This window comes from Streptomyces lydicus, assembly GCF_001729485.1.
Taxonomy (GTDB): Bacteria; Actinomycetota; Actinomycetes; order Streptomycetales; family Streptomycetaceae; genus Streptomyces; species Streptomyces lydicus_D.
The window spans coordinates 4,000,204-4,017,074 of sequence record NZ_CP017157.1; the positions used below are offsets into that span (position 1 = coordinate 4,000,204).

General features: G+C 70.0%; 12 protein-coding genes. 7 read left to right on the forward strand and 5 right to left on the reverse strand.

Translation table 11 applies throughout. The features are described 5' to 3' along the window. Nucleotides 1-30 precede the first annotated feature (30 nt). Complete coding sequence (locus SL103_RS17330; protein WP_244303933.1) at nucleotides 31-1,119, forward strand: zinc-dependent alcohol dehydrogenase family protein; 1,089 nt, start codon at nucleotides 31-33, stop codon at nucleotides 1,117-1,119. Nucleotides 1,120-1,338: 219 nt separating this feature from the next. Here the strand turns inward: SL103_RS17330 and SL103_RS17335 are convergent, their stop codons facing one another. Next, nucleotides 1,339-1,749: a winged helix-turn-helix transcriptional regulator gene (locus SL103_RS17335; protein WP_069569917.1), complete on the reverse strand. Its 411-nt coding sequence runs from the start codon at nucleotides 1,747-1,749 to the stop codon at nucleotides 1,339-1,341. A gap of 100 nt (nucleotides 1,750-1,849) precedes the next feature. Here SL103_RS17335 and SL103_RS17340 point away from each other — a divergent pair, with 100 nt between their 5' ends. Then, entirely contained in the window at nucleotides 1,850-2,707 is an 858-nt protein-coding gene (locus SL103_RS17340) for an alpha/beta fold hydrolase (RefSeq protein ID WP_069569918.1), read from the forward strand. 587 nt (nucleotides 2,708-3,294) lie between these two features. Here SL103_RS17340 and SL103_RS17345 read toward each other — a convergent pair. Further along, entirely contained in the window at nucleotides 3,295-3,876 is a 582-nt protein-coding gene (locus SL103_RS17345) for a TetR/AcrR family transcriptional regulator (protein WP_069569919.1), read from the reverse strand. A 116-nt stretch (nucleotides 3,877-3,992) separates the two neighbouring features. Here SL103_RS17345 and SL103_RS17350 point away from each other — a divergent pair, with 116 nt between their 5' ends. From SL103_RS17350 to car, 3 genes are all read left to right on the forward strand, one after another. After that, nucleotides 3,993-4,373: a nuclear transport factor 2 family protein gene (locus SL103_RS17350; protein ID WP_069569920.1), complete on the forward strand. Its 381-nt coding sequence runs from the start codon at nucleotides 3,993-3,995 to the stop codon at nucleotides 4,371-4,373. A 356-nt stretch (nucleotides 4,374-4,729) separates the two neighbouring features. After that, nucleotides 4,730-5,440, forward strand: coding sequence for a FadR/GntR family transcriptional regulator (locus SL103_RS17355; protein WP_069569921.1), 711 nt, complete (start codon nucleotides 4,730-4,732; stop codon nucleotides 5,438-5,440). Between the two features lie 172 nt (nucleotides 5,441-5,612). Further along, nucleotides 5,613-9,134 (forward strand): carboxylic acid reductase, encoded by a 3,522-nt coding sequence (gene car, locus SL103_RS17360; RefSeq protein WP_079145797.1) that lies wholly within the window; start codon nucleotides 5,613-5,615, stop codon nucleotides 9,132-9,134. A 65-nt stretch (nucleotides 9,135-9,199) separates the two neighbouring features. Here car and SL103_RS17365 read toward each other — a convergent pair whose 3' ends face one another. After that, the gene (locus SL103_RS17365; protein ID WP_069569922.1) at nucleotides 9,200-10,219 is read right to left on the reverse strand and encodes an Lrp/AsnC family transcriptional regulator; all 1,020 of its coding nucleotides are present in this window, start codon (nucleotides 10,217-10,219) and stop codon (nucleotides 9,200-9,202) included. Between SL103_RS17365 and SL103_RS17370 the strand changes: the two genes are divergently transcribed. Together SL103_RS17370 and SL103_RS17375 are read left to right on the forward strand one after the other, a co-directional pair. Beyond that, nucleotides 10,218-12,143, forward strand: coding sequence for an MFS transporter (locus SL103_RS17370; protein WP_244303934.1), 1,926 nt, complete (start codon nucleotides 10,218-10,220; stop codon nucleotides 12,141-12,143). The genes SL103_RS17365 and SL103_RS17370 overlap by 2 nt on opposite strands. 107 nt (nucleotides 12,144-12,250) lie before the next feature. Then, nucleotides 12,251-13,012, forward strand: a complete 762-nt coding sequence (locus tag SL103_RS17375) for an alpha/beta hydrolase (protein ID WP_069569924.1) — start codon at nucleotides 12,251-12,253, stop codon at nucleotides 13,010-13,012. Between the two features lie 298 nt (nucleotides 13,013-13,310). Here the strand turns inward: SL103_RS17375 and SL103_RS17380 are convergent, their stop codons facing one another. Then, nucleotides 13,311-14,303: a diacylglycerol/lipid kinase family protein gene (locus SL103_RS17380; RefSeq protein WP_069569925.1), complete on the reverse strand. Its 993-nt coding sequence runs from the start codon at nucleotides 14,301-14,303 to the stop codon at nucleotides 13,311-13,313. Between the two features lie 429 nt (nucleotides 14,304-14,732). Further along, on the reverse strand, nucleotides 14,733-15,971 hold the full coding sequence (locus SL103_RS17385) for a SpoIIE family protein phosphatase (RefSeq protein WP_069569926.1): 1,239 nt from the start codon (nucleotides 15,969-15,971) through the stop codon (nucleotides 14,733-14,735). Nucleotides 15,972-16,871 lie beyond the last annotated feature (900 nt).

Genomic DNA, 16,871 nt, shown 5'->3' on the forward strand with positions numbered 1-16,871 from the left:
TCGCGGGTGCTGAGAGGCGAGAGGTCACTCATGCCGCAATCCATGCGCGCGCTCGTAGCCGGAGAGATCGGCGAACCGAACGATGTCCTGCGGCTGGAATCCCGGCCTGTTCCCACGGCAGAGGCCGGCCAGGCGTTGATCCGTGTGAAGTCAACTCCGATTCACGCCAGTGATCTGCACGTGTTGCGTGGACGCTACGGTTTCTCCCCCGAATTTCCCACTGTCGGGGGGAACATGGAATGCGTGGGCCGTATCGCGGCCCTGGGCCCGGATACTCCGGATACTCCGGATACCGAGGGACTGAAGATCGACGAGCGTGTGGTGGCCGTTGCCGTTCCGGCCATACCCGGGCCGCCCGTGGCCGGCACCTGGCAGGAATACCTGGTTGCCGATACTTGTAGGCTGCTGCCGGTACCCGACCGTCTGAGCGACTCCAGCGCCTGCCAACTCGCTGTCAATCCGTTGACCGCACTGCTCCTGGTGACCCGCGAACTCGACGTACAGCCGGGCGAATGGCTGTTGCAGACGGCAGCCGGCTCCACCGTCGGCCGGCTCGTCATCCAGCTGGCCAGGCATCTGGGCATTCGGACGATCAATGTGGTGCGGCGGCGCGATGCAGTCGAGGAGATCAAGACGCTCGGTGGCGACGAGGTCATTTGCACTGAGGACGAGGACGTGTTGCAGCGTGTGACTGAGATTGCCGGCCCGGCCGGCGTGCACAAGGCCATCGACTGTGTCGCGGGCCACGTAGGTGCCCAGGTGTCCCAGGCATTGGCTCCGGGAGGAGAGAGCGTGGTCTACGGCGCGCTCTCCACGCATCGGCAGACCGACCCCGCCGCGCTGACGATCCCGCTGCTGGCGCGCTCCCTCATCTACGAGACCAAAGTGGTCCGTGGCTTCTGGCTGAACCGCTGGTTCGGCACTGCCTCACCCACGGATGTGCTGCGCGCGCTGTCCGAGGTTCGCAGCCTCGTCGTTGATGAGGTGCTGAGCATCCCCCAAGGCCGGCCGTTCCCGCTCGAACGCTTCACGGAAGCCATCGCGTTCGCCGAAACACCGGCACATGGCGCCAAGCCGCTCTTCGTCTTCGAAGATGGCCGGGACGAAGACGAGGGGTAGGACGCGGGCCGGCCGCACCTGCGACCAGAGCTTGGGGGGTGACGAGGGGTTCCCCAAGCCGAGCAGGGGGCGTCGTCCTTCGTCGCCGAAGAGGACCAGTGACCAGCCGTCCCCGGCCGTGACGGTCTCGACTCGGTGTTTGCCGTAGGCGATGCGGCCCTGCGCGATTCCGTTCTGCGCGGCGTGCCCTGCCCGTCGAAGTGGAACGAATCGGCCTGCCTACCCCTCATCGGCCTCCTGGGCGGCGGCTTCGTTGGCGCGGTCGATCTCGGCCATGTGCTCTTCCGCCCAGGTCCGCAGCCCCGCAAGCGCGGCTTCCAGGGACAGCCCGAGTCCGGTCAGTCGGTAGAAGACCCGCGGCGGCACGGTGGGTTCGACCCGGCGCGCCACCAGCCCGTCGCGGGTCAGGCTTCGCAGCGTCACGGACAGCATTTTCTGCGACACGCCGGGCATCCGGCGTCTCAGCTCCGCGAAGCGCACCTCGTCCGGTGCGGCATCGGCGAGCGTCTTGACGGCCATGGATGTCCACTTCGTACCGATGCGGTCCAGCAACTGCCGCGTCGGGCAATGGGGATCGAACAGATCGCCGCGTACCCCGTGACCGGCGGCCCGGGCTCCTCGGGTGGTCACCTGTGGCTCACCACCTTCCCTGAAAGTGCCGTCTAGGAAGCGGTCGGTTAGTTACTTATCGTTCTGTGGTCACCAATGGTAACCATCCGGAGGAGCCGTCATGCCCGTCACCACCGCGCACCACCTGCGCCGCATCGCGACGAACGGCGTCCAACTCAATGTCGCAATCGCCGGGGACGGACCTGCGGTTCTCCTGCTGCACGGCTTCCCGCACACCTGGCAACTCTGGAGCGGCATCATGGGCCGACTGGCCGGGCAGTACCGGGTCATCGCCCCGGACCTTCGAGGCTTCGGTGCCAGTGCACGCGCCGTCGAGGGGTACGACGCAGGCACCCTCGCCGCCGACGCCGAAGGGCTGCTCGACGCACTCGGCGAGTCCTCGGCAGCGGTGGTCGGCATCGACGCGGGCACTGCCCCCGCCGTCCTGCTCGCGCTGCGCCGGCCCGGCCTCGTCCGGCGCCTGGTCGTGATGGAGGCACTGCTCGGCCGCCTGCCCGGAGCAGAGGACGTCGTCGCGGGCGGTGCCCCGTGGTGGTTCGGCTTCCACGCCGTCCCCGGCCTCGCCGAGACCGTCCTGGCCGGCAACGAGGCCGCGTACGTCAACTGGTTCCTCGATTCGGGGACGCTCGGGCGAGGAGTACCCGACGATATCCGTGCGGCCTTCGTCCACGCGTACACCGGGAGTGAGGCCCTGCGCTGCGCGTTCTCCTATTACCGGGCCCTGCCCACCAGCGCGCAGCAGATCCAGGACGCCGTCGCGACGGCTCGGCTGACCATGCCCACCATGGCCGTCGGCTCTCACCCCGTCGGCACCGGGCTCGAACGCCAACTCCGTCCTATCGCCGATGACCTGGTCGGACACCATCTCCAGGACTGCGGCCACATCATCCCCCTGGACCGCCCCGACGCGCTATTCGCGCTCCTTGCTCCCTTCCTCTCCGCCGATCTGCCGAAGTGACCGGAGGGGGCCGAAGGATCACGGTCGGCGGTTCGTGTGGGCGAGGTCGAAGAAGGCATCGATGACAGTGACGCGACGCTCGTAGCACCGGGGGAGACGGTGACCGGACGCCCAGGTACCCGGATAAGACGGAACGCCTATGAGGTCGAACCCGCAAAAGCCCACGTGAACACGTCCCTGTGAGGCGACCTCGGCGACCTGTGAGCCTGTGCGACGGGATCCCTCCCAGGCCCGATCTGATCACCAGACGTGACGGGGCGGGCGTCACGCGCTCTGTCACGCTGGCACCCGACCGTGCGACAGAACTTGCTCGAATGCCCGAAATGAGGGTGTTCACGTCCGGGCCTCGCCGCGGGCCGGTTTCCGCGTGACAGCGTGACGCCAGGCGCCGGCACCGTCGCGCCTTCACGCTCGGTTCCGGGCGTGACCTGTCTCACCGAAGTTTGGCGAGTCTCATCGAAGTTCGACTGGCGGGGGTCTTTCTCGTCGAGGTTTGACCACTGGCCTCGGGGGCCGTGTCTTCGATGGCCTTGGGGTTCTCGTGGTGAGGGAGATCGACGGCCGGTGTGGTGGGTGTCGGCGGGCGGTCAGTGTTGCGGCGGGGGTGGCTCGTTGAGGAGGTCGGTGACCAGGGTGCGGGCGTAGGCGTCGTCGGTGTCCGGCATGGAGAAGACGACGCGGAAGTAGAGCGGGGCGACGATCCGGTCGAGCAGTCTTTCGAGTGGGGGCGGTGTTTCGCCCCGGTCGCGGGAGGCTTCGAGGATCACGTCGAGGCCGGCGGTGGCGCGTTGTAGGCATTCCCGCAGGCCGCTGCGGCGCTCGTCGATGGCGGGGGAGACCTCTGCCCGGAAGAACGCGATGCCGCCGGGTCGGGTCAGGTCGGCCAGTGTCCGGACCGCGTATGCCTCCAGGTCCGTGCGGAGCTCGCCGCTGGAGGGAGGCGGGACGTCGGTCCCGTGTGGGGCTGCCACCTCGGCCAGCAGGGCCTGGAGCGTGCCCCAGCGTCGGTAGATGGTGGTGGGGTTGACCCCGGCGCGCTCGGCCACCGTGGGGATCGTCAGCTGGGCCGTGTCGTGTTCGCCGACCAGGTCGGTGACGGCTTGGTGGACAGCGGCCTGGACGCGGGCGCTGCGGCCGCCGGGACGCTTGGCGGAGGTGTCGGCGTTCATGCTTCCCAGCTTAAAGCAGATCGAATTGCTTTAGCGCTGGAGGGGCGCTAGTCTCGCTAAAAGCAAACCAATCTGCTTTTAGATGGCCTATCGCCATCATTCCGGAGGGGACTGTCATGACCACCACTGCCCGCGACCTCGGCCAGCGCTTCCACGCCGCACTCATCACCGGCGACTGGCCGGCCATCCGCTCCATCCTCCACGACGACGCCACGTGGACCCTGCCGGGCGACAACGCCATCAGCGGAACCGTCCGTGGCGGGGATGCCGTGATCGAGCGAGCCCAGAAAATCGCCTCCTACGGCGTCTCCTTCGAGCTGCTGCACGTCCTGGTCAGCCGCGAGAACATGGCTCTGTCGCTTCACAACACCGCCCAGCGCCCGGACGCGGTCCTCGATGAGTACCTGACCACCGTCTGCCGCCTGCGTGAAGGCAGGATCGCCGACATCGAGACCTACCTGTCCGACGTCCCCGGCATGAACGCCTTCTTCGTCTGACGAGAACCCAGGTTCCGAACACGTCCTGCCGGACTCGAGCGATGGAGGCCCTCGGTCAACCTACTTATGAGGAACACTCCCGGCCAGCAGAAGGGGCGCTCGAGATCGTGGCGCTTCAGGAAGAGGTAGCTGGCGGAGCTGGGAACTCCCGGGTGATCGCCTTGGCCACCCGGGACGTCTGCCGCGCCGGCTCGGGCCGCGGCCACACCGCGCGCCCGGCCGCCTGACACGGCGGCGAGGGGTCGTCGCCTGGCGGATCCGCGGCGAGGGGCCGACCGTACGAAGCGCAGACGGGTGGGCTGGCTACGCGGCAGTGCCTTATGTTCAAACGTCTGATGTTTGTATAGAGTGCTGCCATGAAACGCATCAGCGCACCGCGGCGGACCGCCAGCCTCTCCGCTCAGCTCGTTGACAGTCTCCGCTCCCACATCGAGTCCGGCGGGTGGCCGGTGGGGACGCGGATCCCGCCGGAACAGGCCCTCATCGAAGAACTCGGCGTCGGACGCAGTACGCTGCGCGAGGCGATCGGTGCGCTGGTGCACCTGGGTCTGCTGGAGCCCCGAGCCGGCGACGGCACCTACGTCCGCTCATCGAGCGAGCTGCAGTCGGTCATGGTGCGGCGGGCGAGCTCCGCGCGGCGGGACGACGTGCTGGAGCTGCGGACCGTTCTGGAGGAGTACGCCTCCCAAGCCGCGGCCCTGCGCCGCGACGAGAGTCAGTTGCAGCAGCTGCGGGAGCTCCTGGCCGACGCCGACGCGGCCTGCGCCGATGAGGACACGTCCGCGGCCGCGAACGTCGACGCGCTGTTCCACCGGGCCGTGGTCCGGGCGAGCGGGAACGACCTGCTGATCGAGGTTTACGACTACCTCGGCACGGCGCTCACCTCGTCCCTGGGAGGCATGCCCTGGGACGCCGTCCATGCCGAGGAGCACGCCCGCCTGCACCGCCGGCTCGTCGACGCGATCGAAACCCGGGACGCGGGCGGCGCCCGTGCCGCGGCGGCCGCGATCGTCCAGCTCACCCGCGGCCACGAGTCCGGTACACCACGAGCCGCGGAGGACCGGTGAGTGCGCGGCCGGCTTCCCTATTGGCCGTCCTGGGCATTGCCACGGCGGTCGCCGGACACGGCGCGGGACAGGGCCGCCAGCTGCGTCCGCCCTCCCGCTGACACGAACACCCTGCCCACACGGCAACGCCGCCCACCCGAACGGGCTTTCACGACCGAAAAGGAGACCACTCGTGTCCCACTCCCGACCCCCCGCCGCCGAACTCGACGCACGTACCGATCGGCGGAACGCCCACCTGTCCGCGACCGACGCGCAGTTCCGTGACACCGCGCCCCTGGACGCCGTCACCGAGGCGATCCGGCGGCCCGGACTGCCGCTCGCCGCCCTGGTGGCCACGGTGATGAAGGGGTACGCCGACCGTCCCGCCCTGGGCGAGCGTGCCACCGAGCCGGTTACCGACCCGGAGACAGGCCGGACCACGCTGCGCCTGCTGAAGCGGTTCGACACGCTCACCTACGGCGAACTCTGGGAACGAGTGGGCGCGGTGGCCTCCGAATGGCGGCACCACCCCGAACACGCGATGGGACCGGGTGACCTCGTCGCCGTTCTCGGGTCCACGAGCTCCGAGTACACCGTGGTGGAGCTGGCCTGTATCCGCTCCGGCCTGGTGTCCGTTCCCCTCCAGGCCGGCACCTCGGCGTTACACCTGGCCCCCATCGTCGAGCAGACCGGACCGCGCCTGCTCGTGGCGCACGTCGACCACGTGGCGGTCGCGATCGAGTTGGCAGCGAACGCCCCCTCGCTGGGCCGGATCATCCTCATCGGCCACCACTCCGAGATCACCGCCCACCAGGAGGAGCTGGACTCCGCGCGCGGCCGGCTCGCGGCGCAGGACCGAGGCGTCACCCTGGACACACTGGCATCGGTCATCGACCGGGGAAGGACGCTGCCGTCGCTCCCCGAGGTTCCCCACGGGTCGGCAGCCGACGCGCTCAGCGCACTGATCTACACGTCGGGCAGTTCCGGCAGCCCCAAGGGCGCCATGTACACCGAGCGCCTGGTCAAGCACTTCTGGATCGATTTCGTACCCGGCCAAGCGGTTCGGCCCTCCATCGTGCTGAACTACCTGCCCTTGAGCCACATGATGGGCAGGGGCGTACTGTTCAGCACGCTAGCCAAGGGAGGTCTCGCCTGCTTCACGGCGTCCAGCGACCTGTCGACGCTCTTCGAAGACCTCTCGCTGGTCCGACCCACCGAGTTCCTCATGGTTCCCCGCATCTCCGACATGCTCTTCCAGTACTACCGGGCCGAGTTGTCCCGCCGCACCGAGCCGGACGGCGAGGCAGCCGAGCAGGTGAGGGAGGAGTTGCGGGAGAAGGTCATGGGCGGCCGCCTCCTGTGGGCCGCCACCGCCTCCGCTCCACCGAGCGACGAGCTGACGGCGTTCGTCGAGAACTGCCTCCACGTCAGGCTGTCCGACGGCTACGGGTCGACGGAAGCCGGCATCGTCTCCCTCGACGGCCAGGTGCTGCGCCCGCCGGTGACCGACCACAAGCTGGCCGACGTACCCGAGCTGGGATACTTCGCGACCGATTCACCGCACCCCAGGGGCGAACTGCTGGTCAGGTCCGACCGGCTCGTCGCCGGCTACTTCCGGCGCCCGGACGCCACCGCCGATGCCTTCGACGAGGATGGCTTCTACCGCACGGGCGACATCATGGCCCGCGTCGGCCCCGACGCGCTGAGGTACGTCGACCGCCGCTCCAACGTCCTCAAGCTGTCACAGGGCGAATTCGTCACGGTCTCCCGCCTGGAGGCGCTCTTCAGCGGCAGTCCGGCCGTCCGGCAGATCTTCCTGTACGGCAACAGCGCCCGCGCCTACCTGCTCGCGGTCGTCGTGCCGACGCAGGACGCCCTCGACCGCGCCGACGGGGACCCCCGGCGTATCAGGCCGGTCCTGCGGGAGTCCCTGCAGGAAGTCGCCATAGAGGCGGGACTGAACTCCTACGAGATCCCCAGGGACTTCCTCATCGAGAGCGAGCCGTTCACCCAGGAGAACGGACTGCTCTCCGGAATGCGCAAGCCGCTGCGGCCCGCCCTGACAAAGCGATACGGCGAGCGCCTCGAAGCGCTGTACACCGAATTGACGGACCGTGAGGCCGACGAACTGCGAGCACTGCGCCGGCTCGGCCCCGACCAGCCCGTACCGGAGACCGTGCTCCGGGCCGCACAGGCGCTCCTCGGGCAGCGGAACGGCGACCTGGAGCCCGGCGCACGCTTCCTCGACCTCGGCGGTGACAGCCTGACGGCACTGTCGTTCTCCCAGCTGCTGAAGGAGATCTACCGCGTCGATGTTCCTGTCGACCTGGTCATCAACCCGGTCAACACTCTGCGGCGGGTGGCCGACCACATCGAGCGGGCGCTCGCGTCGGAACACCGCCGCCCTACCGCCGACAGCCTCCACGGCCCTGACGCGACGCGACTCGACGCGGCCGACCTACGGCTGGACGCGTTCCTCGACGCGCGGGCCATCGGGCGGGCCGAACGGCCGGCCGGTCCGCTGCCCGAGGCCCGGACCGTGCTGCTGACCGGAGCCAACGGCTATCTCGGCCGTTTTCTGTGTCTCGAATGGCTGGAGCGCGTGGCGCAGCGCGGTGGCACGCTGGTGTGCGTGGTCCGCGGCTCCTCCGCCGAGACGGCCCGGGCACGGCTGGAGGCGGCCTTCGACAGCGGCGACCCGGAACTCATGGAGCGCTACCACGAGCTCGCCGCCCGGCATCTGCAGGTGATCGCCGGCGATATCGGGGAACCGAACCTCGGACTCGACGACAGGACTTGGCAGCGGCTGGCCGACACCGTCGACCTGATCGTCCACCCGGCGGCACTGGTCAACCATGTCCTGCCCTACGACCAGTTGTTCGGTCCCAACGTACGGGGAACAGCCGAACTGATCAGGCTCGCGGTCACCTCCCGAATCAAGCAGTTCACCTTCCTGTCGACGGTCGCCGTCGTCTTCGGGAACGAGTCGGCGGCCGACGAGTCGGCGGACATCCGCACCGCTTGCCGGACACGCGGCCTCGAAGGTGACTACGCCGACGGTTACGCGGCCAGCAAATGGGCCGGCGAGGTGCTGCTGCACGAGGCGCACGAAAGGTTCGGGCTGCCGGTCGCAGTCTTCCGCTCGAACCTGATCCTCGCGCACCCGCGCTACCGCGGCCAGCTCAACATCCCGGACGTCTTCACCCGCCTCCTGCTGAGCCTGCTGGCGACAGGCATCGCACCCGGCAGCTTCTACGCCCGCGACACGGGGGGCGGCAGCGCACACTACGATGCACTCCCCGTGGACTTCACCGCGCGGGCGATCGCCTCGCTGGGTGACGACGCACGAGAGGGCCACCGGACCTACAACGTGGTCAACCCGCACGAGGACGGCATCTCCCTCGACACGTTCGTCGACTGGCTGATGACAGCCGGGCACCCCCTGACCCGCGTCCAGGACCACGCCGAGTGGCTCGACCGTTTCGAGACCGCCCTGCGGGGCCTGCCCGACCACCAGAAGCACCATTCGCTGCTTCCTCTGCTGCACGCCTTCGCCGAGCCGCAGAAGTCACTGCCCGGGTCCGCCCTGCCGGCGGACCGGTTCCGTGCGGCGGTACGGGCCGCTGCCCTCGACGAGGAGAACGACATCCCTCGTCTGTCACCGGCCCTGATCACCAAGTATGTGGCTGACCTCCGGGCGCGGGACCTGATTTGACGAGGTACGGCGGTTCGTAGTCACCGCCGCCCTTGGCCTCGCTGGTCACCGTGGCCGGTCGTCTTTCACGCCGTCGTCGGGAGGTAGGGACCGGGTCCTTTGAGGGTGCGTTGGATGGGGGCGGTCGCGGTGTGGCGGAGGCCGGGGAGGGTCGCGACCGACTCGGTGAGGTAGCGGTAGAAGAGCTGGGCGGTCGCCACGTCGATGCTGGCGTAGAGGTTCGCCGTGCCCGTCGTGGCGGTGGCGTAGGCGACTTCGGGGTGTGCGGCGAGTGCCGATCCCGCCTCGGCGAGGCGGGACGGGTCGATCTCCAGCCAGAGGGCGGCCCGGAAGCTCTGCTGGAGGATGTCCGGGTGGTACTCGACGTCGAAGTACAGGGCGCCGGCCGATCTGAGTTCGGTGATGCGCCGGCGCACGGTGGAGGGGGACAGGCCGGTCGCGGCGGCCAGGTCTCCCGTTGCGGCCCTCCCGTCCCGGGCCAGCAGGTCGAGTAGTTGCCGGTCGCTGTCGTCCAGCGGCACCGGTGGGGTGGCGTCCGTGGCCCGGTCCGGCGTGTCAGGGGGCGTGAGCGCCGCGACCTGCGCGGCCGTCAGCGGGCCGCGCTTGTTGATCGGGCCGAGGTCGTGGCCGAAGAAGACGTGCAGTGAGCAGTGCGCGGACAGGTCCACCACCTGTGGTGTGCGCGGCAGCTTCTGCAGGAGCGGGGACTCCTCCGGCCCGGGGCTGCGGGTGCGTACCGAGCAGGAGATCTCGGTGCCGCCCGAATCCAGGTTGACCCAGGTGGTGTCCGGACGCCGTGCCATCGCCTTCCCGAGGGAGGACGCGGCATCCGGCGTGCACCGTACACGTACGAGCCAGACAGAGTTCCCCAGCCGTATCGGGTCGGTCAGGCCGAGGACCCGAAGCTTCCCGGCGGACCGCAGCCGTGCCCAGCGGCGCGCGGCGGTCTGGTCGGAGATTCCGAGCACGTCGGCGATCTCCCGGAACGAGGCCCGCCCGTTGATCTGCAGCGCGTGCACGAGCTCCATGTCCTCTTCCGACAGACTGCGGCACACACGGCCCGGGGTGTCGAGATAGGTCGCCATGGACCCCATCCTGTCGGATCCGCGCATGGAGAGCACTTTGGCTCACGATATCGCCTGTGAGAGCTCGAAGCTGGTTCGCGGGATCACCCGCCGGCCTGCTCGGCCCGCCGCAGTTCGCCCCGGCCCCATCACGGGTCGGGGCTCGGTCCCGCAACACCTGCTCAATGCGAACGGAGAATCCAACATGCGCAAATGGTTGCCCCTGACGGCGGTCTGCTTGGGCGCCTTCATCCTGCTGGTGGATGTGACGATCGTGAACGTCGCACTGCCCAGCATGGCTGCCGACCTCGGCGCTTCCTTCACCTCTCTGCAATGGGTGATCGACGGCTATGCCCTGGCGCTCGCCGCCCTGCTGCTGGCCTCGGGTTCCCTCGCGGACCGCTTCGGCCACCGGCGTTCCTACGTCTGCGGTCTGGGCGTCTTCGGCCTGGCCTCGCTGGCATGCGGCCTCGCCCCCAACGCAGAAATGCTGATCGCGGCCCGCGTGGTGCAGGGCATCGGCGGCGCCGCGATGTTCGCCACCGCTCCCGCCCTGCTGCTCACTTCCTACCAGGGCAGGGACCGGGGTACGGCCTTCGGCGTATGGGGCGCGGCCAACGGGGCCGCCGCAGCCGCGGGGCCGCTGCTCGGCGGGCTGCTCACCGAGCACTTCAGCTGGCCGACGATCTTCTGGGTCAACCTTCCGATCGCCGCTGTCGCCATCGCCACGACGCTGAGGGTGGTGCGTGCCGACCGACCCGCCGACCAGCCCGTCGGGACCTCCGGCCACGGTGCGCGGCTCAGCGGAACCCGGGCCCGTGTCGACATCCCCGGCGCGACGGCCTTCACCATCGCTGTGGCCACGCTCACCTGTGGGCTCATCCGTGGCGGGGAGGTGGGCTGGGCCTCGATCGAGACCCTGACGACCTTCGCCGTCACCGCCTCAGCGCTCATCGCGCTCGTGGTGATCGAGTACCGTACGGCGCGACGCGGGGGCGTCCCGATGATGGACCTCGCGCTGCTTCGCCGCCCCTCGTTCGCCGCGTTGATGAGCGGTGCGCTGCTGCTGCAGGGCGGCGCCTTCGGCTGCCTGGTCCTGGTCTCGCTGTGGCTGCAGTCCATGCTGGGCCTCAGCCCGGTCGGGGCGGGCCTCGCCCTGACCCCGCTGGCCGGTGCTTCGTTCCTCGTGGCCGCCGTGGCCGGCCGTCACCTCCAGCGGCTCGCGCCGCACCTGCCGATCGGCATCGGACTCCTGTCCGTCGCGGCAGGCATGCTGGTGCTGCGTGAAGGCATGACGGCCGACGCAGGGCAGACCGCACTCCTGGGAGGGCTCGCGGTCACCGGGATCGGCGTCGGCCTGGCCACGCCGGTGCTGGTCTCGGCCGCCACCTCCTCCGTGCCGCCGCAGCAGGCAGGGATGGCCGGCGGGGCTGTCAACACGTTCCGTCAGCTGGGCATGACCTTGGCCATCGCCGTCTTCGGCACGGTCTTCACCAGCCGGGCGGCCGCCGTGCTCGCCGGGCCCGGCACGGTGCCGGATCCGCAGAAGGGCGCCTCGGCGCTGGCCGCCGGGCAGGCCGGGCGCCTGGTGGACGCGGCGCCCGCCGCCGACCGGGGCGCGGTGCACCAGTTGGTGCACACGGCGTTCGCCACCGGCCTCGATCGGGTGTTCTTGACCTCGGCACTGGCGGCGGCGATCGGCGGACTGATCGTCCTGATCTTCGTACGGCCGTCGCACAGGACCGCCGCAGTCCCCGCCGCGAGGCACGCCACGGCCCGCGAGCAGGGCACGCCGAAAGACGATGTCGGTCAGAGCGCGAAAGATGGCCGGCAAGGCGCGGGTGACGCCGGGGGCCTGGGAACCGGCCGAGGCGCAGGGGCTGGCGACGGCAGGGAGCACGACGGCGGCCCCCGGCGGGAGGCGCGCGTGACGCAGCAAAGCTAGAGCCCGTCTCCGCGAGCCGCCGACCCGGCGAACCGCCGACGGCTGCACCGCACATCCGGCCCACCGCACCCGGCAGGCGTTTCACCGAACACTTCAGGAGTCTCCTCATGTCCACCGATGCAACGGCCAGTGCCGACACCTTCCCCACCACCGCACCGCGCCCCTCCTTCCTCCTGGTCCACGGGGCCTGGCACCGGTCAGAGTGCTGGGACCTCGTACGGAAGGCCCTTGCGGCCGATGGCTGGACGGCCCGGACGGTCGACCTGCCCAGTGCCGGACCGCAGCGCACACCGGCCGCCGGGATGTACGACGACGCCGACGCGATAGCCGCGCGTCTGCGGCAGGCAGACGGTCCGGTGATCGTCGTCGGGCATTCCTACGGCGGCCTCCCGGTTACCCAGGCCGCCGCCGGCCTTCCTGCCGCCGCTCATCTCGTTTACCTGGCGGCGTATCTGCCCGAGGAGGGAGAGTCCCTACTCAGCGTGCACGGTCACGGCGGCGACACGGCCGAGGACCTGTGCGGCACAGCCCCCGTCGTCTTCGACGACCCCCGCACCGCGCTGTTCGGGGACCTGCCCGACGAGCAGGCCGCGGACGCCGTCAGCCGGCTCGTCACGCAGAGCCGGCGCTCCTTCCAGCAACGGGTGACCCGGACAGCGTGGCGGACGGTGCCCTCCACCTATGTGCTCTGCGAGGACGACAGAGCGCTCCCGCCCGCATTGCAGGAGCGGATGTCCACCCGCGCCACACAGGTCGAGCGTCTGAACACCGGCCACTCCCCATTCCTGTCCGCGCCCACCGAACTGGCCGCGCTCCTGGGCCGGATCGGCTCCGAAGCGGTCACGTCCGTGTCGTCCCACAAGAGCTGACCGACTGTCACGGACGAAAAGGGCGGCACCCGTCACGTGCTGCACGCGCCCGGGCCGTTCCGGCCGTCATACGCTGTAACAGCGTGCGATGGCACCGGAGTTGCCGGAGCAGGCCGCAGGCGGTCGGAAGTACTCGGCGCCGGCGGAGCGTGCCGCGCTCACCGGGGCGGTGACGAGGGAGACGTCGCACGCGTTCGGTGGTGTGTGGCTCGCAGGCCACCGAGCAGAGTGGTCAGACAGCGGCGTGCGGTGTTGATCCGTTGGGTGGAAGTCCGCGCTCTGCCCGGTTCGGCTTCCGTCAGCCGGTATGACGGCCGTGAACAGCTCGCCCGACAGCCGAGGCCACCCGGCGCATGGCGCCCCGGCCCGGCGGCCGCGCGGCGGGCGCGGCGCCCGGCCGGTGGTGGGGGACCCGTATCCGTAGCGCCCCGGGAATGATCCGGCACCGCACGGGAGTCGGCAGGGTGACGGCCTCACCGTCCAGCCCGACGGGGACGAACGGGGCGTCGATATCGACGACGACCTCTTCAGAGGTGGCCAGATTGGTCAGGCCGTGCGCCTGCCCACCGCGCAGCCGGGCGGCCGTCTCGGCGGGCGTCTCCGCCCTGGCGGCCAGCACCCCCAGGAGCCCGGAGTCCAGTTGCGCACGCCTGCCGAGCCCGGCCGGGTCATCGACCCGGTAGGGGTTGTTGCTCACCAGCACGGCGTCGGGCCGGTCCACGGTGAGCAGCCCGGCCCGTACCACAAGCTCCGGGCCCTCGTGGCGGGCGAGGAATTCCGGGAGGATCCGCAGCACGGTGCCGATTTTGTCGTCCCGGTAGGCCGGGTCCTGCACCAGGGCGGCATAGGCACCGAACGACACGTTGTTGACGAACACCCGCTCGCCTGCGAACCCGAGGTCCACGCGCAGTTCGACGCCGTCCGTGAGGGCCGCCAGCGTGGCCGAAGGGTCCTCACGGTCCAGCCCGAGGTCCATCGCGAAGTGGTTGCGGGTACCGGCCGGAATGACCACGAACGGAACACCGCTCTTCGCAGCCACCCCGGCGACAAGTGCCTGCGTGCCGTCTCCGCCGGCCACCCCCAGCAGATCCGCACCGTCATCCACCGCGCGTCGGGCGACAGTCGTGAGGTCCTGGGGCTGGGAAGGATCGAGCAGGAGAACCTGAGCCCCCAGCGCGCGGGCCTGTTCCGCGATGCGGAACCGGCTCGCCTTCCCGCCTCCCGAGCGGGGATTCACGATCAGATACGGCCGCAGCGCGGCGGTCACCGGTCGGAACGCGTTCTCGGTCATGGCAAGCACCGACAGGCCGCGTTCATCAGCCCCGCGGCCGTGACAGTCACAGGTGCCGGCACAGCTGCCGCTACCACGCCCGCTGCCGACTGCGCCGTCCGCCGTCGGCCCGGTCCAGCGATCGCACCGGCCACTGCCTCCATGACGTTCCCTCCGACAGTTTACGGCTTGCGGCACCGGCCCGGTCGCGTTGATGAAGTACTCACGCGTAGGGGGCGATGACGGCGCGTCCTTGGATCTTGCCGTCGTGCAGGAGCTGGTAACCAGTGTGATTACCGGGCGCTGCCCTAGACGCCGCGCCGCTGGCATCGGCGCCGATCACGCGGGCTGCCGGGCCGACCCGCAAGCTCCGCGCAAGTGGTAGATCCCAGCGTGGCGTTCTTGCTGCGAGAGCGGTGGGACGGCGATCTCGGATGAGGAGGGCGCTGGTCACAGCCGGACGATGACCAGTGCGACGTCGTCGCGGCCGCCGCCGGCCAGCCCGAGGCGGGCCAGGAGGGTGTCGGCCAGGTGCTCCGGGGAGAGCCGGCTGGACTGGCTGAGGATGTCCGTCAGCCGGGCCAGGCCGGTGTCGATGTCTTCGTCCCGGCGTTCGATCAGGCCGTCGGTGTAGAGCACGAGGGTGTCGCCGGAGCTGTAGATGGCCGTGGCCTGGGGACGGGGGACGTGCAGGGGGCGAACCCCCAGGGGCGGATCGGTAGCCTGGTCCAGCAGCTCGCAGGCGCCGTCTGTGTGCACCAGGACCGGGGGCGGGTGGCCGGCGTTGCTGTAGATGATCAGGCAGCTTGCGGGGTCAACCAGTGCCTTGACGGCGGTCGTGTTCAGCGCGCCCTCGACCGACCTGGAGTACAGGCCGAGCACCTCAAGCGCCTGGGCCGGCCGCTCCAGGGCGCGGATGGCGGCGCTCAGCGCGCTGCGGAGCATTCCCATGACGGCGGCGGCCTCCAGCCCGTGGCCGACGACGTCGCCCACCGCCACCGAGAAGCGGCCGTCGGTCAGGTCTGCCACGTCATACCAGTCGCCGCACACGTTCAGCGAGCCGGCTGCGGGCAGATAGCGCACGGCGACGTTCTGGTGCCGGGCCAGGTCCGGTGACTGGAGCATGCCCTCCTGCAAGGTGACGGCCACCTGGCGCTCGCGGGCGTGAGCCCGCCGCAGCTCCTCGTTCAGCCGCTGCAGCTCCCGAGCCCGCGCGTACAGCTCGGCCTCCAACGCTTCACGCTCGGTCAGCTGACCGGTCGGCGGCCGGGCACCCGCAGTGCGCGCTTGGACGAACGCGGTCACGTCCTCCACCCGGTGGATGATCCACACCACCGTGCCGTCCGGGGTAAGGATCGGCGTGTTGATCGGCGACCACCACCGCTCCTCGAATACCCCCGGCCGACCCATGATCGGGATGTCGTACTTCTGCAGTGCCATCGGGTCGGGCTCGCCCGTGGTCAGGACCCGGTGCAGCGAGGCGCTCAGGTTCCGCACACCGTCGGCCTCGGGGTCGGCCGGGTTGTCCGGGAAGGCATCGAAGACGTATTTCCCGATCAAGTCTTCTCTCGTCCGGCCGGTCGCGTCGAGGTATGCCTGGTTGACCTCCACGATCACCAGATCCGGACCCAGCACCAGATACGGGCTCGGCGTGGCGGCGAACAGCGCTGCGTAGTCCATCCCCGCCATGGCCACCGTCCTCCGTCGCCGTTCCCCGGCACACCCCGGCCCATCTCTCACGCTACGGCCCGACCCGCTCACCCGCCTGCCACGACGACCTCCGCCGCTCTCTCGCGCCCGACGGATTGTGGGGCAGCGCACCGGCCCGGGCTCGCTGATCTGTGGCTCAGCCCTACGGCGGGGCGCGCTGGGCGATGTGGGCGTCCTGGATCCTCACGGGTGCTGTCACGGCTCGCGGGGACCGTCGGCGGGGTGTGCCGGTAGCTGTCCGGTGTGAGCAATGGCCACGGCTCGTCGACATGCTCGGGGGCTCGGTCGCTGTGTACCTGGACGGTGGGCCCACTGAGGCCGCCGTCGCCTGGCCGCGGGATGGTGAGTCCATGAACGCCACCGGCGAAGGGGCAGTGTCCTGAGGGAGCAGCGGGGAGGAGTGCGGACATGAGCCTTCGAAACCCTCCATGGAACACCAGGCAGGCGCCTCCCCATGCACCCCGCCGCACTCGCCTTGCGCACGTCCCCCGAGGGCCTCACCGCGGCGTTGGCTCCTCTCGGCGAGGCCGGCGTGCCCAGGTGCACCTCCGGCGGCGACTCGGCTGCCGGGCATGTCGCGATCACCCTGCTGCCCGATGGGGTAGTCCAGTGATCATGAGGCAACAAACGGCGCCGGGCAGTCCAGGGCAGGTCCCCCATGCTTGCGGAAGTAGGCCACGCCGGTGCTCGCGCCCGCGTCCCACCTGCATGCCGTGCGACGCTATCCGGCCGTTCCCCGGCTTCTCGGGGATCGTCTCCGTCGTGGCGACGAGCGTTGCTGCCCGAGACCACGGGTGTCCACTGGATGCGTCCCGCGCACCGGTGGCCCCCCGGGTCACTAACAAACAGGCATCGCGCAGGGAGTGCCGGTCGGTATGC